At 40.3% G+C, this 25302-nt stretch carries 23 protein-coding genes; all 23 read left to right on the top strand.

The features are described 5' to 3' along the window. A complete protein-coding gene (gene smc / locus MKY07_RS04740; protein ID WP_339263958.1) occupies positions 1 to 3582 on the top strand; it encodes a chromosome segregation protein SMC in 3582 nt (1193 codons plus the stop codon). Beyond that, positions 3579 to 4823 (top strand): signal recognition particle-docking protein FtsY, encoded by a 1245-nt coding sequence (gene ftsY / locus MKY07_RS04745; RefSeq protein ID WP_014824509.1) that lies wholly within the window; start codon positions 3579 to 3581, stop codon positions 4821 to 4823. The genes smc and ftsY overlap by 4 nt, the downstream gene beginning before the upstream one ends. Positions 4824 to 5004: 181 nt before the next feature. Then, positions 5005 to 5991 carry a LacI family DNA-binding transcriptional regulator gene (locus MKY07_RS04750; RefSeq protein ID WP_339263959.1) on the top strand — a complete coding sequence of 329 codons (987 nt, stop codon included), beginning with the start codon at positions 5005 to 5007 and terminating at the stop codon, positions 5989 to 5991. Between the two features lie 190 nt (positions 5992 to 6181). Then, complete coding sequence (locus tag MKY07_RS04755) at positions 6182 to 7162, top strand: TRAP transporter substrate-binding protein (protein ID WP_008403321.1); 981 nt, start codon at positions 6182 to 6184, stop codon at positions 7160 to 7162. Positions 7163 to 7183: 21 nt separating this feature from the next. Continuing rightward, the gene (locus MKY07_RS04760; protein ID WP_339263960.1) at positions 7184 to 7699 is read left to right on the top strand and encodes a TRAP transporter small permease; all 516 of its coding nucleotides are present in this window, start codon (positions 7184 to 7186) and stop codon (positions 7697 to 7699) included. After that, the gene (locus MKY07_RS04765; RefSeq protein ID WP_065216436.1) at positions 7699 to 8979 is read left to right on the top strand and encodes a TRAP transporter large permease; all 1281 of its coding nucleotides are present in this window, start codon (positions 7699 to 7701) and stop codon (positions 8977 to 8979) included. The genes MKY07_RS04760 and MKY07_RS04765 overlap by 1 nt, the downstream gene beginning before the upstream one ends. 12 nt (positions 8980 to 8991) lie before the next feature. Continuing rightward, positions 8992 to 10386 (top strand): glucuronate isomerase, encoded by a 1395-nt coding sequence (gene uxaC / locus MKY07_RS04770; protein WP_339263961.1) that lies wholly within the window; start codon positions 8992 to 8994, stop codon positions 10384 to 10386. 16 nt (positions 10387 to 10402) lie between these two features. Next, positions 10403 to 11818, top strand: coding sequence for a tagaturonate reductase (locus tag MKY07_RS04775; RefSeq protein WP_339263962.1), 1416 nt, complete (start codon positions 10403 to 10405; stop codon positions 11816 to 11818). Next, positions 11815 to 13308: an altronate dehydratase family protein gene (locus tag MKY07_RS04780; protein WP_339263964.1), complete on the top strand. Its 1494-nt coding sequence runs from the start codon at positions 11815 to 11817 to the stop codon at positions 13306 to 13308. Before MKY07_RS04775 ends, MKY07_RS04780 begins: the two co-directional genes overlap by 4 nt. A 201-nt stretch (positions 13309 to 13509) precedes the next feature. Next, a complete protein-coding gene (locus MKY07_RS04785; protein WP_008403315.1) occupies positions 13510 to 13845 on the top strand; it encodes a putative DNA-binding protein in 336 nt (111 codons plus the stop codon). A gap of 12 nt (positions 13846 to 13857) precedes the next feature. Then, complete coding sequence (gene ffh / locus MKY07_RS04790; protein WP_008403313.1) at positions 13858 to 15216, top strand: signal recognition particle protein; 1359 nt, start codon at positions 13858 to 13860, stop codon at positions 15214 to 15216. A gap of 92 nt (positions 15217 to 15308) precedes the next feature. Next, the gene (gene rpsP, locus MKY07_RS04795; protein ID WP_008403312.1) at positions 15309 to 15581 is read left to right on the top strand and encodes a 30S ribosomal protein S16; all 273 of its coding nucleotides are present in this window, start codon (positions 15309 to 15311) and stop codon (positions 15579 to 15581) included. A gap of 27 nt (positions 15582 to 15608) precedes the next feature. Then, positions 15609 to 15842, top strand: coding sequence for a KH domain-containing protein (locus MKY07_RS04800; protein ID WP_008403311.1), 234 nt, complete (start codon positions 15609 to 15611; stop codon positions 15840 to 15842). 244 nt (positions 15843 to 16086) lie between these two features. Beyond that, positions 16087 to 16608, top strand: a complete 522-nt coding sequence (gene rimM / locus MKY07_RS04805) for a ribosome maturation factor RimM (protein ID WP_008403310.1) — start codon at positions 16087 to 16089, stop codon at positions 16606 to 16608. Further along, positions 16605 to 17333, top strand: a complete 729-nt coding sequence (trmD, locus tag MKY07_RS04810) for a tRNA (guanosine(37)-N1)-methyltransferase TrmD (RefSeq protein ID WP_008403309.1) — start codon at positions 16605 to 16607, stop codon at positions 17331 to 17333. Before rimM ends, trmD begins: the two co-directional genes overlap by 4 nt. Positions 17334 to 17464: 131 nt before the next feature. After that, positions 17465 to 17809 (top strand): 50S ribosomal protein L19, encoded by a 345-nt coding sequence (rplS, locus tag MKY07_RS04815; protein WP_008403308.1) that lies wholly within the window; start codon positions 17465 to 17467, stop codon positions 17807 to 17809. A gap of 181 nt (positions 17810 to 17990) precedes the next feature. Then, entirely contained in the window at positions 17991 to 18554 is a 564-nt protein-coding gene (lepB, locus tag MKY07_RS04820) for a signal peptidase I (protein WP_008403307.1), read from the top strand. Positions 18555 to 18654: 100 nt separating this feature from the next. Then, positions 18655 to 19608: a ribosome biogenesis GTPase YlqF gene (gene ylqF / locus MKY07_RS04825; RefSeq protein WP_087615422.1), complete on the top strand. Its 954-nt coding sequence runs from the start codon at positions 18655 to 18657 to the stop codon at positions 19606 to 19608. A gap of 270 nt (positions 19609 to 19878) precedes the next feature. Further along, entirely contained in the window at positions 19879 to 20652 is a 774-nt protein-coding gene (locus MKY07_RS04830; protein ID WP_339263965.1) for a ribonuclease HII, read from the top strand. 4 nt (positions 20653 to 20656) lie between these two features. Further along, positions 20657 to 22579, top strand: a complete 1923-nt coding sequence (locus tag MKY07_RS04835; RefSeq protein ID WP_339263966.1) for a hypothetical protein — start codon at positions 20657 to 20659, stop codon at positions 22577 to 22579. Next, on the top strand, positions 22576 to 22869 hold the full coding sequence (locus tag MKY07_RS04840; protein ID WP_339263967.1) for an EscU/YscU/HrcU family type III secretion system export apparatus switch protein: 294 nt from the start codon (positions 22576 to 22578) through the stop codon (positions 22867 to 22869). Before MKY07_RS04835 ends, MKY07_RS04840 begins: the two co-directional genes overlap by 4 nt. A 187-nt stretch (positions 22870 to 23056) precedes the next feature. Next, positions 23057 to 24238 (top strand): ADP-forming succinate--CoA ligase subunit beta, encoded by a 1182-nt coding sequence (sucC, locus tag MKY07_RS04845; RefSeq protein ID WP_008403302.1) that lies wholly within the window; start codon positions 23057 to 23059, stop codon positions 24236 to 24238. Then, entirely contained in the window at positions 24235 to 25137 is a 903-nt protein-coding gene (gene sucD / locus MKY07_RS04850) for a succinate--CoA ligase subunit alpha (protein ID WP_008403301.1), read from the top strand. Before sucC ends, sucD begins: the two co-directional genes overlap by 4 nt. Positions 25138 to 25302 lie beyond the last annotated feature (165 nt).

Here is a 25302-nt window from a genome sequence, read left to right on the forward strand (position 1 = left end):
ATGTTCCTTAAAAGACTCGAAGTAGTAGGCTTTAAATCATTTGCCGAACGAATCGGGATCGATTTTGTACCTGGTGTTACTGCAGTTGTAGGACCAAATGGTAGTGGGAAAAGTAATGTAACAGATGCAATCCGGTGGGTATTAGGAGAGCAGTCTGCCAAAAGCCTGCGTGGAGCCAAAATGGAAGACGTTATTTTTGCAGGAAGTGAATCGAGAAGAGCACTGAACTTTGCGGAAGTTACACTTGTTTTAGATAATACAGATGAACAAGTAGCAATACCTTATACAGAGGTAAGTGTGACAAGACGTGTCTATCGCTCGGGCGAGAGTGAATATTTATTGAATAACCAGCAGTGTCGCCTGAAGGATATTACAGACTTGTTTATGGATTCGGGGCTTGGGAAAGAAGCCTTTTCAATTATTTCCCAAGGACGAGTTGATGAAATTTTAAACAGCCGTCCAGATGACCGCCGCAGTATTTTTGAAGAGGCTGCAGGTGTTTTAAAATATAAGCTGCGCAAGAAAAAAGCGGAGCATAAACTTGTTGAAACAGATGAAAATCTAAATCGGGTTCTCGATATTTTGCATGAAATCGACCAGCGCCTGGAGCCATTGAAAATTCAGGCTTCCAGTGCGAAAGATTATGTGCGGATGACAGAAGAACTGAAAGATTTTGATATAGCATTAATGGTTCATGATATCCGTACAAGCGGGAAAGTATTGCAAGGCTATACCGAAGAGCAGCGCAAATTAACAGCAACCGAAAAAGAACATGCAACGGAAATTGCGACAGTTGAACAGCAATTGCGCAAAATGCGTACGGAGTTAAAAGCGATTGATGAAGTGCTGGACAGTTCTCAAGAGCAGCTTGTCGAAGCGAGCGCAGAAGTAGAACGTTGGGAAGGGCGTAAAGCGCTATTTAACGAAAAGCGTTCAAATGCCGAAAAACAAATTCAGCAACTACGTGATAGCTTAACGGAAGCATCCAATACGGTAAAAGATCTGCAAGAGGCTGAACGGGAAAAACGAGATCAGTTTACGGAAAAGCAAAAAATCGTAACTGAAATTCGTTCAACGTTAAAGCAAGTAGAGCAAGCTTTAACACGCTCTGCTTCGGAAATCGAACAAGAAATTGAAGATGCGAAAAATACGTATATTAACCTGCTGAACGAAGAAGCGACAGTAAAAAATGAATTAAAGCATATCGACCAGCAACTTTCGCAGGAACAGGCATCTGTTGAGCGAATGACAGGTCGTTCATCAGAAATTCAAAAAGAACTGACTGAAGCACTCGTTGCAAAAGAAGTGACAGAACGTGCGCTGGAACAGGCAGAACAGTCTGTGAAAGAGCAGCTTGGTCATTTTGATGTCATACAGCTTCAGTTAAAATCAGCGACTGCCGATTTAGATGAAAAGCAAGCATTATTGTATAAAGCTTATCAGCATCATCAGCAATTAAAGGCACGTAAAGAAACATTGGCTGAACTTGAGGCTGATTTTTCAGGCTTCTTCCATGGTGTTAAGGAAGTCCTTTTAGCGCGGGATCGTAAAGAACTGCAAGGGATTGAAGGTGCGGTTGCCGAGCTGATTCAAGTCGAGGCGAAATACTCACAGGCAATTGAAACAGCATTAGGCGCAGCTTCACAGCATATTGTGACTGATAATGAACAACATGCCCAAAAAGCAATTGGCTGGTTGAAGCAAAAACGTGCAGGTCGTGCAACATTTTTACCGAAAACAGTTATGCGCTCTCGGAAGATTCATGCACAGCAATTAAGTGATATTCAATCACATCCTGCATATGTTGCCTTAGCATATGAACTAGTGAATTATGCACAAGAAAATACTACAATTATCGAAAACCTTTTAGGGAATGTACTAGTTGCATCTTCTTTAGAAGGCGCGAGTCAAATTGCCCGTTTATGCGGATTTAAGTACCGGGTTGTGACACTTGAAGGAGACATCGTGAATGCTGGTGGTTCCTTAACCGGTGGTGCCGTAAAACAGCAAAGTTCATTGTTCTCGCGAAAAGCCGAACTCGACAAACTCGTATCAACATTAGGGGAAATGGAAACAACAATCCATTCTGCAGAGCATACGGTAGCGACGAAGAAAGAACAGATTGCAGCATTACGACATTCATTGGAAGAGATGAAGCTGCAAGGTGAATCATTGCGTGAACAAGAGCAAATCCACCGTGCGAAGCTTATGGAGCTCGATATGATTGTAAAGAACCTGCAGACGACTGTAACGATTACGCAGTCGGAGCAAACTTCATTATCGACACGTAAAGAATCTTTAAATGAACAACAGGCAGCTGCACAATCACGATTAGCCGAATTAAGTAAAGAATTACAGGAAATTCAGCAAACGGTTGATGAACTGACACTTGCTAAGGCACAGAGTGAAACACAAAAAGATGTGCTGCGTGAACAGTTAGCCCAACAAAGATCTGAGCTTGCTGTTGCCCAAGAACAATTAACGCAAGTACAGGCATCGATTGCAGGAATTGAACTGAATTTGTCAAAAGCACAGGCAAATGTCGAAAAAATTTCCCGGGAAATCGACTGGGTGGAATCTGAAGATGGTTTAAACGGGCCATCTGCAGAAGAATTGGCCCAAACAATTGTCGAATGGACGGAGAAAAAAGACGCGTTAACAGAAATTATTCAAAAGAACCGTACAATGCGTTCTACTTTGCATGAGCAAGTTACGGAAAATGAAATCCACCTGCAGGAAATACAGCGAGTACACAAAAGCTATGTCGATGCATTGCGTGCATTGGAGCTGAAATGCAGCCGAATTGAATTTGAAATGAATAGTTTGCAAGAGCAGTTGCTCGAGCAATATGAACTTGATATTTTATCTGCTCAAGAAGAAGCAATCGGCATAGAGGACGAAGAACAAGTTCGACGGAAAGTAAAGCTGTTGAAGCAATCGATCGAGGAACTAGGTCCAGTCAATTTAACATCGATTGAAGAATATGAGCGTGTTCAGGAACGCTATACATTTTTAAGTGAACAACGCGAAGATTTGGTCGCTGCAAAAGATACGCTGCACAAAGCAATCGGCGAGATGGATGAAGAAATGACAGAACGTTTCAGTGAAACATTTAAACAAATCCGCAAGCAATTCGTCATTTCCTTTAGAGAGCTGTTTGGTGGCGGTACAGCTGATCTGGTGCTGTTGGATCCTAATAATATGTTAGAGACAGGCATTGAAATTATTGCCCAGCCTCCAGGGAAGAAACTACAAAGCTTAAGTCTGCTTTCCGGCGGAGAACGAGCATTAACGGCTATTGCTTTATTGTTTGCGATTTTAAATACGCGACCTGTACCATTCTGTATTTTGGATGAGGTTGAAGCAGCATTGGATGAATCGAATGTTGTGCGTTATAGTGAATATTTACGTAAATTTAGTGAGCATACTCAATTCATCGTCATTACGCACCGTAAAGGCACGATGGAAGGGGCAGATGTTCTGTATGGTATTACAATGCAAGAGTCAGGTGTATCGAAACTTGTATCCGTAAAACTGGAAGAACATGCTGAATTAGTAGCGCAAGGGAGTGGCGGAAGATGAGTTTTTTTAAGCGACTGAAAGAAAAACTGGCAGGTAATAGTGAACAACAAGAACAACAAGATCAACAGGTGGATTTGTTACCGCTTGACGAACAAGTACAGGAAGAAAATCGATTAATTGAAACTGTCGAGGAAGAAGATCCTAATTCTGAACAAATTGTTGAAAAAGAACAGGAAGAAACAATTGAACAGCCGGCAATTGAAGAAATTCAACCTGTTGAAGAGGAGATATCGAATCAATCGGACACTGATGTTGTGGAACAACCTCAAAAAGAGTCTGCCTGGTCGATTACACAAAAGTTTAAAGCAGGATTAGAAAAAACACGTAATTCTTTCACTTCTAAAGTAAATGATTTAGTTGCACGTTACCGTAAAGTGGATGAAGATTTCTTTGAAGAACTTGAAGATGTATTGCTGCAAGCGGATGTAGGCTTTGAGACCGTGATGGAATTAATGGATAAATTACGTTTTGAAGTACAGCGTCAAAACATTAAAGATACAAATGGAATTCAAGCGATTATATCTGAAAAGCTTGTTGAAATTTATGAATCTGGCGAAGAAAATTTAACAGAATTAAATATTCAGCAGAGCGGAGATTTAACGGTTATTTTATTTGTTGGTGTAAATGGTGTCGGTAAGACAACGACAATCGGTAAATTGGCCCACCGTTTAAAATCAGAAGGGAAATCAGTGATGCTGGCAGCGGGTGATACTTTCCGTGCCGGTGCCATTGAGCAGCTGCAAGTATGGGGTGACCGTGTCGGTGTAGAAGTCATAGCACAGTCAGAAGGTTCCGATCCGGCTGCAGTAATGTATGATGCCATTCGTGCAGCCAAAAACCGAGGTGTCGATATTTTAATTTGCGATACAGCCGGCCGTCTGCAAAACAAAGTCAACTTAATGAACGAACTTGAAAAAGTGCACCGTGTAATTTCTCGTGAAATTCCGGATGCACCGCATGAAGTATTGCTCGCATTGGATGCGACAACAGGCCAAAATGCGCTTGTTCAGGCTCAAATGTTCAAAGAGGCAACAAATGTAACTGGTATTGTTTTAACAAAACTGGATGGTACGGCAAAAGGCGGTATTGTATTGGCAATTCGCAATAAACTGCACATCCCGGTGAAATTTGTAGGACTTGGTGAAAAAATGGACGATCTGCAGCCATTCGACGCAGAACGTTATGTATACGGTTTATTTGCCGAGGGACTTGAAAAAGAACTTAAAAAATCAGAAGAGTAATGATTTATTATATTCAAAAAGCAATTCGTATTCATTTTACGAATTGCTTTTTTGTTGAGAAATGAGTCAATCGACTGATTTTTCTTTTAATTCTAAATTGAGGGGTTGCATTTCGTATTATCTTTTGACATGATAAACTTTACCAAAACGTTTTAGTAAACTTTTACAAAAGGAGTCAAAAATGAAAAAAGTAACAATTGCCGACGTTGCTAAGGAAGCAAATGTTTCGGTCAGTACCGTTTCACAATTTATGAATCAGCGCTATGAGTACATGAGTGTTGAAACACGGGCAAAAATCCAGTTAGCCGTTGAAAAACTGCGCTATCGACCAAATATTTTAGCACGAAGCCTGAAAAACAAAGGTACACAAACAATAGGGATTATAGTTGCCAATATTATGTACACGTTTACTACGCATATCGTCCATCATTTAGAGCGTCAGTTTCAGCAGCACGGTTTTCAAGTCATTGTGTGCAATGCAAATGATAATCCGCAACTGGAACGTGAACATATTGATTTGCTGCTCGCAAAGCAGGTAGAAGGGTTTATTCTTTTCCCTACTGGCAACAACAAAGATTTGTATGACTATTTATATAACAGTAATATCCCGGTTGTATTTTTAGATCGTATGATTGCCGATGTGAAAATTCCAAGTGTTCTATTGAATAATGAAAAAGCAATCGATCTGGCAGTTGGAGAACTGTTAAATAAAGGGTATAGCAATTTAGCTATTGTGGCGGGCTCGATCGAACAAAATATTACGCCACGTGTCGAAAGGCTAGAAGGTTTCCGCAAGGCAATGAATAATAGGGGGATAGCTTATGGAGAACACCAAATAATTGCTACTTCAGCAGAAAAACTGCCTGAACAGTTCAATCAGTTGCTTACAGAAGTCAACCTCGACGGTATCATTGCCGGAAATGACCGCATGCTGCTCGCAATTTTACATTATTTAAAAGAACATGCTCCGGATTTTTTAGCGAAGATCGGTATTGCCGTAATTGACGAAATGCCATTAGCTAAATTTATGTCTACAAAATTGACAACGATTGAACAGCCAACAGAAGAAATGGCCAAACAAGCCGTTCATTTGTTTCTCCAAATCAAAAAAAGCGGCTACACAGAAGAATTATTATCCGCATACCGTTTTGATCCCATTTTAGTATAAAAATGATAACGATTGAGGAACTGTATAAGAACAGGTCCTCTTAAATTATAGAATATTATTTTTTAAGAATAATATTCTAAAAATTAAGAATAGTCCTTGCAAATGTTTAGAAGATAATTTATTATTTTTTAATAAAACGTTTTACTAAATCGTTTTAGCTAAATGTAAACGCATACAAGGGGGAGAAATGATGAAAACAAAAGGGGTTTTAATGCTATTACTTGCATTAACAATATTTTTAACTGCTTGTAATTCTTCAGAAGAAGCACAAACAATCATTTTAGCCGAGAACCAGGTAGATGATTATCCTACTTCAGTCGGCGATTATGAATTTGCGAGATTAATTGAAGAAAAAACAAATGGACGTTATAAAGTGGAAGTTTACACAGGAGGACAGCTTGGTGACGAAAAGAGTGCCATTGAATTAATGCAGGTTGGGGCAATTGAACTGGCGCGAGTTAATGGCAGTCCTTTAATGGAATTCTCGGAGTCATTAGGTGTTTTATCCTTACCATACTTGTTTTCAGATGATGAACATAAGTGGGAAGTATTGAATGGTGATATCGGCGAGACATTATTAGATGGATTAAGCGAATCAAATTTACAAGGTCTGGCTTTTTACGATTCCGGAAATCGTCATTTCTATAATGCAATCCGGGAAGTAAAATCACCGGAAGATTTAGCGGGGCTAAAAATAAGAGTTCAGCAATCAAGTTTAAATATTGACATGGTTGAGGCATTAGGAGCATCTGCCACAGCAATGTCCTATGGTGAAGTATATTCGGCTATTCAAACAGGGGTAATTGATGGGGCTGAAAACAACTTCCCAAGTTACTACACGACGAATCATTTCGAAGTGGCCAAGTACATAACGATGGATGGACATTCTGGTGTACCCGAAGTTTTGACGGCTTCGAAAGCATTCTGGGATACGTTATCCGATGAAGATAAGGAAATCTTTAAGGAAGCGGCGCTGGAATCACAAGTAGTGCAACGAAAAGCATGGGCAGAGTTGGAAGAAGAGTCTTTGCGTGAAGCAAAAAATGCCGGAAATACAGTTACTGTCATCGATGATGTCACACCTTGGCAAGAAGCTGTTCAACCGATCTACACAAAATACGGCGAGCAATTTAAAGAGAATTTAGAGAAGATTCAATCATTAGTTAAGTAAAACAAAGGGGAGGGCAAACGAGTGGCTACTATAAAAAAAGCAAAAAGTATTTTAGACCGCAGTCTTGATTATCTGTTAGGAACAATGATTGTTGCAATGACACTAATCATCATTTATCAAATATTCACACGTAACTTTTTAGATTTCACACCGAGATGGACGGAAGAGTTGGCATTGCTTTTACTGATTTGGATTGCCTTTATCGGAATTGCTATTGGTTTTAGAGACAACTTACATATTGGGGTAGGGGTTTTTGTAGGCTTGATGCCAAAGAACATTCAAAAGAAAATTGATCTCATTACAAAAGTTTTAGTGATCGCCATGAGTATTATTTTTATTTACTACGGCTTCCGTTTTACATTTTTAATGCACGGATCGCTAATGGCTGGTACAGGATTACCGCAAAGTTTTCTATACAGTGCAATTCCTGTCAGTGGTATTTTAACGTTCATTTATGGGGTTGAAATGTTCTTTAAAGATGCGATTCATGAAGATTTTGATGACGATGCCAAAGAAGCGATGGAGGCGGCTAAATAATGGGGATTGGGATTTTACTTGCAGTATTTGTAGTGTTATTACTTTTACGAGTGCCGGTTGCACTTTGTCTGGCTGTATCGTCATTTGTCACTACGATTTACTTAGGGATTGATTTAGCAGCTATTGTACAGCGAATGGTAAGTGGATTGAATAGTTTTTCGCTTATTGCGATTCCATTTTTCATTTTAGCTGGTGAAATTATGAATGAAGGCGGTATCTCACGTCGTTTAATTAATCTAGCGAACGTTATTGTCGGTAAAGTACGCGGCGGTTTAGCAATGGTAAACGTTTTATCTTCAACGTTTTTTGGGGGTATTTCCGGTTCGGCTGTAGCGGACGTTTCATCAATTGGTTCTGTATTAATTCCGATGATGAAAAAGCAAAAATATGATGCGGAATATTCTGTTGCCGTTACAATTTCAAGTGCTGCACAAGGGGTTTTAATTCCGCCAAGTCATAATATGATCATTTATTCTACTGCTGCCGGTGGTGTATCGGTTGGTGCATTGTTTATGGGGGGAATAGTTCCTGGTATTGCATTAGGGTTAATTTTAATGATCTTTGCGTATACGATTGCAGTAAAACGTAATTATCCGAAAGGTGAACCGATTAAGCGTGAAGAAGTTCCGAAAATTGTACGTGAAGGATTGTTAGGATTGTTTACAGCGGTCATTATTATTGGCGGGATATTATCCGGTGTTTTCACAGCGACTGAATCCGCGGCAATCGGTGCGTTATATGCGTTTATTATTTCGTTCTTCGTTTATAAAGACGTGCCACTATCGGCAATGGGGAACATTTTAAAACGTACAGTAAAAACATTATCGATGGTACTGTTTTTAATTGCTGCTTCTTCAGCGTTCGGCTGGTTACTTGCATTTCTAAAAGTACCAGCAATGGTAACCGAAACGCTATTGGCTGTTTCGCCGAATGATTTTGTAACATTATTAATTATTAATATCATTTTACTAGTATTAGGGATGTTCATGGACATGGCACCGTTAATTTTAATTGCGACACCAATTTTATTACCTGTAGCGCTTGAAGCAGGTATGGATCCGGTTCAATTTGGGGTTGTATTGATTCTGAACTTAGCAATCGGTCTTGTAACGCCGCCAGTTGGTACATGTCTGTTTGTCGGATGTGCGATCGGAAAAGTACCGATTGAAAAAGCGACAAAAGGGATGCTTCCATTCTATGGTGCAATGATTGTTATACTACTATTAATAACGTTTGTTCCAGACATTACGTTAAAACTTCCGGAATTACTATTAAAGTAAGGGGACTAGAATATGGCAAAAACATTTTTGGATAACTCATTTCTATTGAACAATAAAGTAGCGGAAAAGTTGTATTTCGACTATGCAAAAGATTTACCGATTATCGATTACCACTGTCATTTAAGTCCTCAGGAAATTTATGAGGATAAGCAATTTAAAAATATTACAGAGGCTTGGTTGTACGGTGATCATTATAAATGGCGTGCGATGCGCGCAAATGGTGTTCCAGAGCATCTTGTAACAGGTGATGCAGATGATTATGAGCGTTTTGAAGCATGGGCAAAAACCGTTCCGTATACAATTGGCAACCCTTTATATCAGTGGACACATTTAGAACTGCGCCGATTCTTTAATGAAGAAACTTTATTAAATGAAAAAACAGCACGCGCTATTTGGGATAATGTAAATGAACAATTACCTCAAAAGACAGCTCGTCAGTTAATTTTGGACTCAAAAGTAGAAGTGATCTGCACTACAGATGATCCGATTGACTCACTTGAATATCATATCGCACTTCAAAAAGATGAGCAGTTTAACGTGAAAGTACTGCCGAGTTTCAGACCGGATAAAGCATTGGAAATCAATAAGCCGACATTTGCGGCTTGGATTGGATCATTATCGGAAGTTGTCGGCGAAACAATCGAATCTTATGAACAATTAAAAGAAGCTCTTGCAAAACGAATTCAGTTTTTTGATGAAGTCGGTGGTAAAGTGTCAGACCATGCATTGGATACGATTTATTATGCAGAAGCGACAGAACAAGAAGTGAGTGCTATTTTTGAAAAGGGGCTTGCAGGGGAACAAGTATCGCTGGAAGAAGAAGCAAAATATAAAACAGCATTACTGATCTTTTTAGGGAAACAGTATGCTTCTTACAATTGGGCGATGCAATATCATATTTCGGCACACCGTAATAACAATACACGTCAGTTCAATAATTTAGGGCCGGATACAGGGTATGACAGCATTAATGACGGACCGATCGCAGTACCATTGACGCGTTTATTGGATGCGCTTGCACTTGAAGATGCATTACCGAAAACGATTGTTTATTCATTAAATCCGAAAGACTACTATGTTATTGCAAGTATAGTCGGAAGCTTCCAGGAAAAAGTGCCTGGGAAAATCCAATTCGGTACGGCTTGGTGGTTTAATGACCAAAAAGAAGGAATGCTTGATCAGATGAAGGCACTTGCGAGCATCGGGATTTTCAGCCGCTTTATCGGAATGCTGACTGATTCGCGTAGTTTCCTGTCCTACACACGTCACGAATATTTTAGACGTTTAGTATGTAATCTCATTGGAGAATGGGTGGAAAATGGAGAATTCCCTGAAGATTACGAGCTTCTTGGAACAATCGTACAAGATATTTGCTATTACAATGCAAAAAATTACTTTAACTTTTAAATGAGGTGGATGAAGCATGCAACAGTTATCTAACGAAGTGTATACTCGAAAAACAGCTGTCGTAGAGCGTATTGTCCAATTCGGCACGGGGAATTTTCTCCGTGCTTTTGTTGATTGGCTCATACATGAAGCGAATTTACAGCAGCAACAGGATTTAGGAATTGTTATTGTCCAGTCGACATCAGGAAGTACATCAGAAGTGATCAATGCGCAAGATGGTCTATACACACTTGTTACGCAAGGGATTCAAAATGGTCAGCAAGTCAATTATGAACAAGTGATTGAAAGTGTCTCGCGCAGTATTTCATTGCAAAACCAGTATGAAGAATATATGAAGCTCGCGGTTTCGGAAGACCTCCAATATGTTGTATCCAATACAACGGAGGCAGGAATTGTATATGAGCAGCTTCCATTTGATGCACAGCCATCAACAAACTTTGTGGCCAATGTGACGCACTTTTTATGGAAACGCTATGAAACATTTGGAGCGGATCCGTCAAAAGGGCTGATCTTTTTACCGTGCGAATTAATTGAACAGAACGGTACCGCTTTAAAAAACGGGATTGTAAGCTATGCAAATGCATGGGATTTAGGGCAGAGCTTCATCGATTGGGTGACAGGTGCCAATACGTTCTGCAATACACTTGTTGACCGAATCGTACCCGGATTCCCGAAAAGCCAATATGAAGAATTGACGTTGAAGCTTGGTTATGAGGATAAATTACTCGTTGCTGCAGAACCGTATTATATTTGGGTAATAGAAAATGAAGAAGCGCTTCATTCTTTTCCATTAGTTAATAATCAATTTGAAGTAAAGCTTGTAGACGACTTGAGTTACTACCGGGAGCGTAAAGTGAAAATGCTCAATGGTGCACACTCTGCCTTAACACCGCTTGCTATTTTGCTGGATACAGATACAGTCGGGCAAGTGATGGAACACTCTAAATTAAGACCTTTCGTTCAACGTTTACTTGTACAGGAAGTGATTCCTACGATTAATGGCGACAAAGAACAGTTAATGACATATCAACAGGCGATATTAGAACGCTTTGAAAATCCGTTTATTGCACATTACGTAAAAAGTATTGCACTTAATGCGCTTGCCAAGTTTAAAACTAGAAATATCCCATCTCTACTGGCGTATTATAAGCAATATGCAACACTTCCAAAACATTTAACAACAGCATTGGCTGCGTGGATATACTTATATCAAACTCCAGAAGTATTTTCACCGCAAGATGCTCCGGAAGCGATCGAGCAAATTAAGGGAAAGCCATTAGCGGATGTACTGAGTAATGAAAATCTTTGGGGGATAGATTTAACAACGATTCCGCAACTTGAACAATTTGTCGGGGAGGCAATTACGGCGTTTAAAGAGAGCCAAACAGCACAGTTCATTGCGGAATTGGAAGAGGAGGCACTAGGATTATGAAAGAAACGATTGTCATTCATTCGTCTGATAATGTTGTGGTCGCTTTACGTTCCTTTGAAGCGGGTGAACCATTTTCGATCGGCCAAGAGAAGATTAATCTAGAGCAGGAAGTTCCTAGAGGGCATAAAATTGCCACACGTAACATTCAAAAAGGGGAACATATTATAAAGTACGGCTATCCGATTGGGCATGCTACTGAAGACATTGCAAAAGGAACGGTCGTCCACACGCATAATGTAAAAACAAATTTGCAGGACATCATTAACTACAATTACGACAAGAAAGATATTTCATTGAACTATCCGCAACGTAATTTAACATTTAAAGGGTACCGACGTAGCAATGGTGAAGTCGGTATACGAAATGAACTATGGATCATACCCTCAGTCGGATGTGTGAATGGTATTGCGGACATGATCATTCGTGAATTTGAGCAACGGGTAGGAAGTATTGCGCCTTTTGAATCCACGCTTGTATTAAAGCATAATTTTGGTTGTTCGCAATTAGGTGATGACCATGAAAATACACGTACTATTTTACTGGATGCTGTTAACCATCCGAATGCTGCAGCTGTGCTTGTATTAGGGCTGGGCTGCGAGAATAATACAATTGAACAGATGAAGCAGGAACTTGGCGATTACGATACGTCCCGTGTGAAGTTTGTCGTGTCCCAGCAAGTTGATGATGAGGTTGAAGCTAGTGTAGAAGCGCTTGTATCACTACATGAGGCAGTCCGCAACGATCGACGAGAAGATATTCCGATCAGTGAATTGCGTATCGGACTGAAATGTGGCGGTTCAGACGGCTTATCTGGCATTACGGCGAATCCTCTTCTAGGGCGTTTCTCCGACTTTTTAGTATCCCAGGGCGGTACAACGGTGCTGACGGAAGTGCCGGAAATGTTTGGAGCGGAAACGATTTTAATGAACCGTGCACAAGATGAGGAAACATTCGAGAAGATTGTTTCGCTTATTAATGACTTTAAGCAGTACTTTATTGACTATAATCAGCCGATCTATGAAAATCCTTCACCAGGCAATAAGGCAGGCGGAATCACTACGCTTGAAGACAAGTCGTTAGGCTGTACGCAAAAAGCGGGCAGTGCTGAAATTGTCGATGTTTTAAAATACGGAGAGCGGTTAAAAAAGCGCGGGTTGAATTTATTGAGTGCGCCGGGAAATGATCTTGTTGCATGTACAGCGCTTGCATCTGCAGGTTGTCAATTAGTGTTGTTTACTACAGGACGCGGTACGCCATTCGGCTCATTTGTACCTACGATGAAAATATCCACAAACAGCGCTATTTATGAACAGAAAAAGCATTGGATTGATTTCAATGCAGGGCAAATACTAGAAGATGGCGTAGACGAAGATGCGGTTTTGGAAGAATTTATTCAATATATTATTGCTGTTGCTAGTGGCGAGCAATTAAACCATGAACGAATGAATTTCAAAGAAATGGCTATTTTTAAAACAGGTGTTACCCTGTAGAAAATTTGGTCCGGTTTATCATATTCTTCCTATTATATAAGAAATGGCGATTCTCTCTTTTTCTTGAAGGAGCATCGTCATTTTTTTGAAATCGTTTATTAATGAAAAGAAAAGGTTCTTCAATGGACAAGGGGATTACCTTGACAGTAACTGCCCACAAGATTATGATAAGATAGACAAATTATGATTGGAGAGATAAAAATGCTACTTGAAAAAACAACACGCATGAACTTTCTCTTCGACTTTTATCAAGCGTTATTAACTGATAAACAGCGCAGCTACATGGAACTATATTACTTGGACGATCACTCGTTAGGAGAAATCGCCGAAAGTTATAATATTTCACGCCAAGCTGTTTACGATAATATTCGCCGTACTGAGGCGATGCTTGAAGAATATGAAGAAAAACTAAATTTATTCGAAAAGTTTCAACAACGTCAAATCGTGTTAAAACAATTGACGAATGCGATCATGGATGAGGCTTCTACGACAGAGGCGAAACTAGCATTGGTTGAACAACTGAAGGAATCGGATTAGGGGGCGAACGAGTTGGCTTTTGAAGGTTTAGCAGAGCGACTCCAAGGTACGATCCAAAAGATTAAAGGTAAAGGGAAAGTAACGGAACAAGACGTTAAAGAAATGATGCGTGAAGTCCGATTTGCCTTAATCGAAGCGGACGTAAACTTAAAAGTAGTAAAAGAATTCGTTAAAAAAGTTAGTGAGCGTGCAGTCGGCGTCGACGTCATGAAATCATTAACACCTGGTCAGCAAGTCATTAAAATTGTTCAGGATGAATTGAAGAATTTAATGGGCGGCGAGCAAAGTCCGATTAAATTCAGCAACCGTCCGCCTACTGTCATTATGATGGTTGGTTTACAAGGTGCAGGTAAGACGACAACTACAGGTAAATTGGCGAATGTATTACGTAAAAAATATAATAAAAAACCATTACTCGTTGCAGCAGATATATACCGTCCAGCGGCTGTAGAGCAATTACAGACATTAGGGAAACAGTTATCACTGCCGGTGTTCTCACTTGGTACAGATGTTTCACCTGTTGAAATTGCACGTCAGGCAATCGAGCATGCAAAAGAAGAGCATTTGGACGTTGTATTAATCGATACAGCCGGTCGTCTTCATATTGATGAAGAACTGATGCAGGAACTGAAAGACATTCGCGGTTTAAAAGAGCCGGATGAAGTATTTTTAGTTGTTGATGCCATGACAGGTCAAGATGCTGTAAATGTTGCGCAAAGCTTTAACGAAACTGTCGGCATTACGGGCGTTGTCTTAACAAAATTAGACGGTGATACTCGTGGTGGTGCGGCACTGTCGATTCGCTCGGTTACAGAGAAACCGATTAAATTTGTCGGTATGGGTGAAAAGATGGATGCACTGGAACCTTTCCATCCGGAGCGTATGGCTTCACGTATTTTAGGGATGGGCGATGTCCTGTCACTGATCGAAAAAGCACAAGCAAACGTTGATATGGAAAAAGCAAAAGAGCTGGAAGAAAAGTTCATGACACAGAGCTTTACATTTGATGACTTTATCGAACAACTCCAAGCTGTGAAAAAAATGGGACCACTTGATGAATTATTGAAAATGATTCCGGGTGCAAACAAAATGAAGGGCCTTGACAATGTCAAAGTCGATGAAAAGCAGATGGGACGCATCGAAGCAATTATCTATTCGATGACACCAAATGAAAAAACAAACCCTGAAATTATTTCGGCGAGCCGTAAAAAGCGTATTGCCACTGGTTCGGGGACGACAATTCAAGAAGTAAACCGCTTATTGAAGCAGTTTGAAGAAATGAAAAAAATGATGAAACAGATGACGGGCATGGCTCAGGGTAAAGGTAAAAAGAAGATGAAAATGCCTGGTTTTGATTCATTATTTAAATAAAAAATAAGGTGTTAAGAAAAAACACTTTACAAACCATCAAGACATTGCTAATATAATATCTTGTGTGAAACTTATTCGGAGGTGCTATTAAAATGGCAGTTAAAATTCGCTTAAAACGTATGGGAGCTAAAAAATCTCCTTTCTATCGTATCGTAGTTGCAGACGCTCGTTCACCACGTGATGGCCGTCAAATCGAAACAGTAGGTACTTACAACCCACTTACAGTTCCAGCTACAGTACAAATCGATGAAGAGAAAGCTCTTAAATGGTTAACTGATGGTGCAAAACCATCTGATACTGTACGTAACCTGTTCTCAGAACAAGGTATCATGGAAAAATTCCATAACGCTAAATACAGCAAATAATTCAATGATTAATTCGGAGGTGGCATTATGCAGCAGCTGATTGAAGCAATTGTGAAACCGTTAGTCGATTATCCGGAAGACGTTCGTATTGAGACGGACGAAACTTCCAATCGAGTTGTTTATAAACTTTTTGTTCATCCAGAGGATCGAGGGAAAGTGATAGGCAAGCAAGGACGTGTTGCGAAGGCAATTCGTACGATTGTGTACTCAGCAGCGGGCGGCCACCAGAAGAAAAAGACGTATGTCGATATATTGGATTAGTAAAAGAAGGGTGGCATTTTGCTAACCCTTCTTTTTTTGTTATGATAATGTTGTTTTCCGTTACGGTAGGAGTTTATTGCGGTTGCCATAGAAGCATTGTGCATGTGCTCCTGTCGCTCCGCTTTCGTCGCAAAGTAACATTCAAATCAAAAGGCATTTGAATGTTACTTCGCCGCCTTCACTCCAAACAACGGTGTATATAAAAGTTATGTGGTAACAAATTATTATAAAAGGTGGAATATATATGGAATGGTTTAATGTAGGACGTATTGTAAATACACATGGTATTCGCGGGGAACTGCGAATTTTATCGACGACGGACTTTGAAGAAGAACGTTTTGCGGTCGGTTCTAAACTTGCGGCATTCAAAAAAGATGATAAAAAACCGACTTGGGTAACGATCAGTTCATCAAGACGCCATAAAAACTTTATATTGGTGACATTTGAAGGAATGGAAAACATTAATTTAGTGGAACCATTTAAAGAAGGTCTTTTAAAAGTGTCGATGGATCAATTAGCGGAAGATGAGCTTGAAGATAATGAATACTATCACTTTGAAATTAAAGATTGTGAAGTGTTTTCGGAAGAGGGCGAACTGATCGGCGTTGTTACTGATATTTTAGAGACAGGCGCAAACGACGTATGGGAAGTTAAAGCGCAAAATGGTAAGAAACACTACATTCCTTACATTGAAGATATCGTAAAAGATATTGACGTCGATGAAAAGAAAATCATTATTCATGTAATGGAAGGTTTGCTGGAATGAAGATTCACGTATTAAGTTTATTTCCCGATATGTTCACAGGTGTGTTTGGCGCATCAATTTTAAAAAAGGCTCAGGAAAAAGGTGCAGTCGAGCTCGCAGTAACCGATATCCGGGAGTACAGTGTAAATAAGCACAAACAAGTGGATGATTACCCATACGGCGGCGGTGCGGGAATGGTATTAAAGCCGGAGCCGATGTTCAATGCGGTTGAAGCCATTACAGAAGGCCGCAAACCGCGTGTTATACTCATGTGTCCACAAGGCGAGCGCTTCACGCAGAAGAAGGCGGAGGAGCTTGCACTGGAAGATGATTTAGTATTCCTTTGCGGCCATTATGAAGGATATGATGAGCGAATCCGGGAACATCTTGTAACAGATGAGATTTCAATCGGCGACTTTGTTTTAACTGGCGGCGAGCTTCCTGCGATGACGGTAATCGATGCGGTTGTACGTTTATTGCCGGGTGTATTAGGGCAGGAAGATTCACATATTCAGGATTCATTTTCAACAGGGTTATTAGAGCATCCTCATTATACGCGTCCAGCTGATTTTAGAGGGATGAAAGTGCCGGATATACTGTTATCAGGCAATCACGCGAAAATCGAAGCGTGGCGTGAGGAACAGTCCTTTAAACGTACGTTAGAGCGTAGACCGGATTTATTGGAAGCACTTGAATTAACGGACAAGCAAATAAAAATAATTGAAAAAATTAAGAGTGAAATGTAAAGCAAAACTACTTGCAAGCCTAAAATAATTATGGTAAGATTCATTTTGTGCTTCAATGTAAGCACTGAATTACGGTGTTCCGCTGTGGCTTAAATTAGCGTGCATGAGCATCTGTCTAAGGAGAGAAAACAATGTCAAACATTATTACAGAGATCACTAAAGATCAATTACGTTCAGACTTACCTACATTCAAACCAGGTGACACAGTTAAGGTACACGTTAAAATCGTTGAGGGTACTCGTGAACGTATCCAATTATTCGAAGGTGTAGTTATTAAACGTCGTGGTGGCGGAATTAGCGAAACTTTCACAGTACGTAAAATTTCTTACGGTGTTGGTGTAGAGCGTACTTTCCCAGTACACACTCCAAAAATCGCTAAGTTAGAAGTAGTACGTAAAGGTAAAGTACGTCGTGCTAAACTTTACTACCTACGTAACTTACGTGGTAAAGCTGCTCGTATTAAAGAAATTCGATAAGAACTTTTTAGAAGGGGGCTTGTATATACAAGTCCCTTTCTTTCTTTAAATAAAAAAATGTGTATTAACATGTGATTTTGACAATAAACTATAGATAATCTGATGCAATATTTAGATTAGATTTTTGCTTGATATACATATTTCGTATACAATAAATGTGATGAGCAAGGGGGATAGCTACGTGGAAAAAACTGAAAAAGAAAAAAATGAGCTTTGGGAATGGACGAAAGCTCTACTGATTGCGTTTGCGATTGCCGCATTTATTCGTTACTTTTTATTTACACCGATTGTAGTAGACGGGGATTCAATGATGCCTACCCTTGAAAATGGTGATCGCATGATCGTCAACAAATTCAGCTATAAAATCGGCGAACCCGACCGTTTTGATATCGTCGTATTCCACGCACCAGAACAAAAGGACTATATTAAACGTGTCATCGGTGTTCCAGGGGACTTTGTAGAATATAAGGATGATCAATTATACATTAATGGGGAACCGATCGACGAACCGTATTTGGACGCATATAAAGCCGAAATTAGCGAAGGCAACCTAACAGGCGACTTCTCGCTGAAAGATATCGATCCGTCACTGGATGTGATTCCGGAAGGCTACGTATTCGTAATGGGCGATAACCGTCGCTTCAGTAAAGACAGCCGCCATATCGGCATTGTCGACCAGAAAGAAATTATCGGTAATACGAATATCATTTTCTGGCCGTTAAACGAAATTGAAATCGTAAAGTAATATTTATTATCGTAAATATTGTCTAAAATGAGGGGGCAGTTTAAACTCCTCATTTTTTTGTTGAAAATAGAAGTATGTAATTTACAGGAGGTTACACATTATGACAATTCAATGGTTTCCAGGACATATGGCAAAGGCACGCCGCCAAGTATCGGAAAGTTTAAAGCTTGTCGATATCGTTTTTGAACTTGTCGATGCACGTCTACCATTATCTTCACGTAATCCGATGATCGATGAAGTCATCCATCAAAAACCGCGTCTGCTCATTTTAAATAAACAAGATATGGCCGATGAACAGGAAACACGCCGCTGGATTCAATATTTTGCCGACAGAGGCTTTAAAGCAGTAGCAATCAACTCGTTGGAAGGGAAAGGCTTGCAGGCGGTTACAAAGGCTGCTCAGGAGATTTTGGCGGATAAATGGGAGCGCATGAAATCAAAAGGAATGAAGCCGCGTGCGATCCGCGCCATGATTGTCGGTATTCCGAACGTCGGGAAATCCACTTTAATCAACCGTTTAGCGAAGAAAAACTTAGCGAAAACAGGAAATATGCCAGGTGTTACGAAAGCACAGCAATGGATTAAAGTCGGTAAAGAAATAGAACTTCTGGATACACCAGGTATCTTATGGCCGAAGTTTGAAGATCAGGAAGTCGGCTACAAGCTCGCATTAACGGGTGCGATTAAAGATACGATTACGAATATGGAAGACTTGGCTGTATACGGCTTACGTTTTTTAGAAACGCACTATCCAACACGCATGGAAGAACGCTATAAAATTTCATCTGTATCCGAAGAGCTTGTTGAAACATTCGATGCAATCGGGAAATTACGTCGTGTATTTGGACAAGGCGGAGAGATTGACTATGATCAGGTGTCCGTATTAATTGTACGCGACATTCGTGAACAGAATCTTGGGAAACTCACATTTGACTTTGTTTCCGAGCAACTTGAAAAAGAGCAACTGGAAGAAGCGATTGCCCTGGAAAACGAAGAACGCCGGAAAAAAACTGCCGCGCTAAATCGCCAGAAAAAGCAAGAAAACAACGGATAAAGTGGGATAATAGACAGGCAAAACCTTTTTCATTTATTTGAGAAAGGTTTTTTCTTTTATAATAAGAACAATAGACGATATAACAAGTAAGAATGATAGAAAGTAAAATTAGATAAAAAGCAAAGTTGATTGGAATGAAGGGGGTATGGAACGAATGCTAAAACCGTCACGCCCTGTGACAACGCATTCGTGACCAACAGCGTGTTGGCCTCCAGAATGGAAATTGACGATATATAAAGAAAACGGAATTAATAGATTTGAGGGCATTATATGAAAACAATTAAAGAGATTACAGAAGCATTGAAAACAGCAGCACAAATTGAGCCATGGATGGATTCTATAGTAAAGGATGAACGGTCAGGTGTTCAAAAGGCATGGATACAATTTCAAAAGCGTCTTGAGAAGATGGAGGCACTCCAACAAGCGCATAATGAGAAACTGCAATTTGACGCAAGCTATTTACCATATGAACATGCCTATATCGCAGGTACAGATGAAGCCGGGCGCGGACCACTGGCAGGGCCTGTCGTAACTGCGGCTGTTATATTGCCGAACCACTGCCAGGAACTCCTTGGTGTAAACGATTCCAAACAATTGTCAAAGGAAAAACGCAATCAATTTGCTGAACGGATCAAAAAACATGCATTGTATTATGCAGTTCATTTTCAAAGTGCCGAAGAAATTGACCGCCTTAACATTTATGAAGCAACACGACAGTCCATGTTAAAAAGTATTGAAGCACTTGAAGTCACACCAAATTACATATTGGCGGATGCGATGACTCTTTCAACATCAATTCCGCAAGCTTCCATCATAAAGGGGGATGCCCGCAGCCTGGCAATCGCAGCGGCATCCATTTTAGCAAAAACGGCACGTGATGACTATATGGAGAAGCTGGACCTCGAATTTCCGCAATATGGTTTTGCCCAGCATGCAGGTTATGGAACAAAACAGCATTTGGAAGCGATCGCGCAATATGGACCGACTATACATCATCGAAAAACATTCGAACCGATAAAATCCATACTTCAAAGAAGGGAGTAACGGCATGAACTTCTCAACGTTTAATGCAGTACAAACAAATACTTCGCAGCAAGTACCAGCAAATCAGCCATTATCGCTAAGGCAAGATCAAGTATTTCATGGGACGATAAAGCAGCTCTACCCAAATCAGATGGCGGAAGTCCAAGTGGGCAATCAAAAGCTCATGGCGAAGCTGGAAGTTCCATTAAAGCTTGGCGATGCACACTTTTTTCAGGTAACAGCGACAAATCCACAAACAGAATTAAAAGTCATTACCGGGCCGATGTCACAATCGATGACTTCCGGCCAGCAAATGTCCCAGCTGCTTGAGACGATGAATTTGCCGAAATCGAATGAAATGCAGCAAGTACTTTCACATTTTATGAAAGCCCAGCTGCCACTTGCGAAAGAACAGCTGCTTGCAGCGGAAAGCTGGATGAAAAACTTGCCCGCAGGAGTTGATAAAAATAGTGCACTTCAGGCACTACAGCGTATGGTGGAGCTGAAAATGCCTTTCACAAATACCGTATTTCAAGCATTGACTCAAGGGATTAAAACAGATGGTATGTCGGCAAATTTAGCGAATTTAGCGCAGCTCTTGGCAAATCAGTCTGGAGGGAATGAAGCGATTAAATCATCACTTTTACAGCAGATTGACCAGCTGGCAAAGCCGTTAAACAATGAAACAGGCGGTATTCTCCTTGCGCGGGCAACCCAAAATTTAATGGATAATAATTTGCCGATTGCATCAAAACTTCAGACGCTGACAGTATTAAAAGAAGCTGGAATTTTACCGCAAAATGCTACTTTGCAAAATTGGCAAACGGTAAACCAGCAAGGAAGCCAACAATCTGTAAACCAAGTACAGACAACAGCAACACCGCTATTTAAAGAAGCAGGTCAAATGCTGCAGCAGCTCGGGCAAACAAGCTCTGAACAGATAAAACCGATGTTAGAGCAAGTAAGAGTCTGGATTAATAATGAAAGCTTATTATCGTCAACACAAAAGCAGCAGCTACAGCAATTATTAACGCGTTTTGAGCAAATTCCGGCTTCGAAGCAAGCAGTGGAAGCATTGGTAAATCAACTACGGCAGCAATTGACAAACGCATACAGTGAAAATGTAACACCGCGATTGTTTATGCAAAATGATCAAGGATTAACTGCCAAGGATCAATTGTTTACGTTACTGAAGCCGGATGCGAATTTACCGGTTGCAGAGCAGCTGTTACGGAATTTAGTGAAAGTGACGGCTGATAGTCCACAGCCGGTCATGCAAAGTGCTCTTACGCAAGCAGAAGGTCAAGTACAGGCGGCAGTTGATGGTCGTGCGATGGAACAGGCAATAAAAACCGTTTTAAAGGGGCTCGGTGTCAGCTATGAGGCGACACTTGCAAATAAGGCAGGGGATATTCAGGCCATTGCCCAGCAGATAAAACCGCAATTATTGGCGCTTCTTCAAGATGTCCAAACACCCGCTGCAATAAAAGATGCCGCTGAAATGGTGATGGCCAGACTAAATGGTATGCAGCTCACTTCAGGGGAAAATGGGCATCAGCATCAGCTTGTCATGCAAGTGCCGCTAAATTTTTTTGGCAAGAAAATGGATGCCAAATTGCAATGGAATGGTCGAATGAAGGAAGATGGTAAAATCGATGCCAATTTTGCACGTATTCTATTCTATTTAAATATGGAAACATTGCAGCAGACGGTAATCGATATGCAAGTACAAAACCGTGTTGTCACAATTAATATATATAATGATATGCCGAATTTGGATTCGTTGGCGACATCGCTGAAAGGCACATTAAAGTCGGGATTGCTGAAAAAAGAATATACATTATCGGGACTGTTTATCAAACCTTTTGCAGACCAAGGAGAAAAAACTGTCACAAAACTGTCAAATCAGCGAGAAGACGAGCAGGGTGGTGTCGATATACGCGTATGACCGAAAAAAAATATATAAGAAAAGAAGCAATCGCCCTGTCCTATGATCCGCAAAAAAGCAGTGGTCCGACAATCGTTGCAAAAGGGAAAGGGAAAATTGCGGAAAATATATTAGAAAAAGCAGCGATGCATGAAGTACCCGTTTATGAAGACCCAAACTTAATCGAGCTGTTAGGCCAGCTTGATTTGAACACATCGATACCGGAAGAACTTTACCAGGCGGTTGCAGAAGTTTTTGCTTTTATTTATCATTTGGATGAAAAGCAGAGGTTAACTTTTAAAAATAAATAGTTGATGTTTTTTATTTTTATGTAGAGTATATCTTTCGGAAAATTAGAAAATATCTAGACAAAGAATAATTTGACATAAAGCAATCTAAAAATTGCTTGTGTGACAAATATAGACATTGTCTGAATAATTGTATAAAATAGATTATGTTAGTAGAATAATTTCCAAATGTCCGATGGGAGGATGTATCATGAATATCCATGAGTATCAAGGGAAAGAGATATTAAGACAATACGGTGTAGCGGTTCCAAGAGGAAGTGTCGCGTTTTCACCAGACGAAGCAGTAAAAGCAGCAAAAGAGCTAGGATCTAACGTAACAGTAGTGAAAGCACAAATTCATGCAGGGGGCCGCGGTAAAGCGGGTGGCGTTAAAATTGCAAAAAACCTGGATGAAGTTCGTTCTTTCTCTAAAGAATTATTAGGGAAAATTTTAGTAACTCACCAGACAGGTCCAGACGGTAAAGAAGTAAAGCGTCTTTATATAGAAGAAGGTTCGGACATTAAAAAAGAGTATTACTTAAGTTTAGTATTAGACCGTGCAACTTCTAGAGTAGTAATGATGGGTTCTGAAGAGGGCGGTATGGATATTGAAGAGGTAGCCGAGACGAATCCGGAAAAAATCTTCAAAGAAGTGATTGATCCGGTAACAGGCCTGAATGCTTTCCAGGCACGCCGTATGGCATTCAATATGAATATTCCTGCTAAGTTAGTAAATAAAGCAGTAGGATTAATGCTTGGTATTTACAAAGCATTTATCGATAAAGATGCATCAACAGTAGAAATCAACCCGCTAGTTGTAACTGGTGATGACCAGGTAGTGGCACTTGATGCAAAATTCAACTTTGATGCAAACGCATTATACCGTCACAAAGATATCGTAGAATTACGCGATTTCGATGAAGAAGATCCAAAAGAAATTGAAGCATCTAAATATGATTTAAGTTATATTTCGTTAGACGGCAATATCGGATGTATGGTAAATGGTGCAGGTCTTGCCATGGCGACGATGGATACGATTAGTTACTACGGCGGATCACCCGCAAACTTCCTTGACGTTGGGGGCGGTGCTACAGCCGAAAAAGTAACAGAAGCTTTTAAAATCATTTTATCAGACAAAAATGTTAAAGGAATTTTCGTTAACATCTTTGGTGGAATCATGAAATGCGACATCATTGCAAAAGGTGTTATTACGGCTGCAAAAGAAGTTGGTTTAGCGGTTCCGTTAGTAGTACGTTTAGAAGGGACAAACGTAGAGCTAGGTAAAAAGTTGTTAAATGAATCTGGTTTAAACATTGTGGCAGCTGACTCAATGTCAGACGGCGCTCAAAAAATCGTGAAATTAGTTGAAGCTGAAGGCGGGGTAACGGCATGAGTGTGTTCATTAATAAAGAAACAAAAGTAATCGTACAAGGGATTACTGGGGAAACAGCCCTTTTCCATACAAAACAAATGCTTGAATACGGAACAAAAATCGTTGCAGGGGTAACACCAGGTAAAGGCGGTCTTGAAATCGAAGGTGTTCCTGTATTCAATACAGTACAAGAAGCAGTCGATGCGACAGGTGCCAATGTATCCGTTATTTACGTACCGGCACCATTTGCAGCAGATGCAATTATCGAAGCAGTGGATGCGGACCTGGATATGGCGATTTGTATTACAGAACATATACCGGTACTTGATATGGTAAAAGTAAAGCGCTATATGGAAGGCAAGAAGACACGTTTAGTTGGTCCAAACTGTCCGGGTGTCATTACTGCTGATGAATGTAAAATTGGTATCATGCCGGGTTACATTCATACAAAAGGACATGTAGGTGTTGTATCACGTTCTGGTACTTTAACTTATGAAGCGGTACACCAGCTGTCTCAGGCAGGAATTGGTCAAACAACAGCGGTAGGAATCGGGGGCGACCCGGTAAATGGGACAAACTTTATCGACTGCTTAAAAGCATTCAACGAAGACCCGGAAACTTATGCGGTTGTCATGATTGGAGAAATCGGTGGTACAGCGGAAGAAGAAGCTGCTGAATGGATTCAGGAAAACATGAACAAACCGGTAGTAGGCTTTATCGGTGGTCAAACAGCACCTCCAGGAAAGCGTATGGGTCACGCAGGTGCCATTATTTCTGGCGGTAAAGGAACAGCTGCAGAGAAAATCAAAGCAATGAATGCAGCAGGTATTGAAGTAGCTCCGACGCCTTCTGTAATCGGTGAAACACTGATTAAAGTAATCAAAGAAAAAGGCTTGTACGAAGCTTGTAAAACACATTAAAATGAAAGATGTAGCGGTCGCCTCGCTACATCTTTTTCGTATGTCTCCGTACATTAGGTTGCGTGGACGGGTTAATAGCCTGTATTCATTGGCAATACTATGTTTTACACGATGCTTACCTCACACTTAAAACTGCGGTCATCTGAATTTCTTCTATTAAAAAGG

It is taken from the genome of Solibacillus sp. FSL W7-1472, assembly GCF_037969775.1.
In the GTDB taxonomy this organism is placed as follows: domain Bacteria; phylum Bacillota; class Bacilli; order Bacillales_A; family Planococcaceae; genus Solibacillus; species Solibacillus silvestris.

Bases quoted from the DNA above. Each gene is read 5' to 3' on its own strand.
- smc (WP_339263958.1), top strand. From the start codon at position 1: ATGTTCCTTAAAAGACTCGAAGTAGTAGGCTTTAAATCATTTGCCGAA.
- ftsY (WP_014824509.1), top strand. From the start codon at position 3,579: ATGAGTTTTTTTAAGCGACTGAAAGAAAAACTGGCAGGTAATAGTGAA.
- MKY07_RS04750 (WP_339263959.1), top strand. From the start codon at position 5,005: ATGAAAAAAGTAACAATTGCCGACGTTGCTAAGGAAGCAAATGTTTCG.
- MKY07_RS04755 (WP_008403321.1), top strand. From the start codon at position 6,182: ATGAAAACAAAAGGGGTTTTAATGCTATTACTTGCATTAACAATATTT.
- MKY07_RS04765 (WP_065216436.1), top strand. From the start codon at position 7,699: ATGGGGATTGGGATTTTACTTGCAGTATTTGTAGTGTTATTACTTTTA.
- uxaC (WP_339263961.1), top strand. From the start codon at position 8,992: ATGGCAAAAACATTTTTGGATAACTCATTTCTATTGAACAATAAAGTA.
- MKY07_RS04775 (WP_339263962.1), top strand. From the start codon at position 10,403: ATGCAACAGTTATCTAACGAAGTGTATACTCGAAAAACAGCTGTCGTA.
- MKY07_RS04780 (WP_339263964.1), top strand. From the start codon at position 11,815: ATGAAAGAAACGATTGTCATTCATTCGTCTGATAATGTTGTGGTCGCT.
- MKY07_RS04785 (WP_008403315.1), top strand. From the start codon at position 13,510: ATGCTACTTGAAAAAACAACACGCATGAACTTTCTCTTCGACTTTTAT.
- rpsP (WP_008403312.1), top strand. From the start codon at position 15,309: ATGGCAGTTAAAATTCGCTTAAAACGTATGGGAGCTAAAAAATCTCCT.
- MKY07_RS04800 (WP_008403311.1), top strand. From the start codon at position 15,609: ATGCAGCAGCTGATTGAAGCAATTGTGAAACCGTTAGTCGATTATCCG.
- rimM (WP_008403310.1), top strand. From the start codon at position 16,087: ATGGAATGGTTTAATGTAGGACGTATTGTAAATACACATGGTATTCGC.
- trmD (WP_008403309.1), top strand. From the start codon at position 16,605: ATGAAGATTCACGTATTAAGTTTATTTCCCGATATGTTCACAGGTGTG.
- rplS (WP_008403308.1), top strand. From the start codon at position 17,465: ATGTCAAACATTATTACAGAGATCACTAAAGATCAATTACGTTCAGAC.
- ylqF (WP_087615422.1), top strand. From the start codon at position 18,655: ATGACAATTCAATGGTTTCCAGGACATATGGCAAAGGCACGCCGCCAA.
- MKY07_RS04830 (WP_339263965.1), top strand. From the start codon at position 19,879: ATGAAAACAATTAAAGAGATTACAGAAGCATTGAAAACAGCAGCACAA.
- MKY07_RS04835 (WP_339263966.1), top strand. From the start codon at position 20,657: ATGAACTTCTCAACGTTTAATGCAGTACAAACAAATACTTCGCAGCAA.
- MKY07_RS04840 (WP_339263967.1), top strand. From the start codon at position 22,576: ATGACCGAAAAAAAATATATAAGAAAAGAAGCAATCGCCCTGTCCTAT.
- sucC (WP_008403302.1), top strand. From the start codon at position 23,057: ATGAATATCCATGAGTATCAAGGGAAAGAGATATTAAGACAATACGGT.
- sucD (WP_008403301.1), top strand. From the start codon at position 24,235: ATGAGTGTGTTCATTAATAAAGAAACAAAAGTAATCGTACAAGGGATT.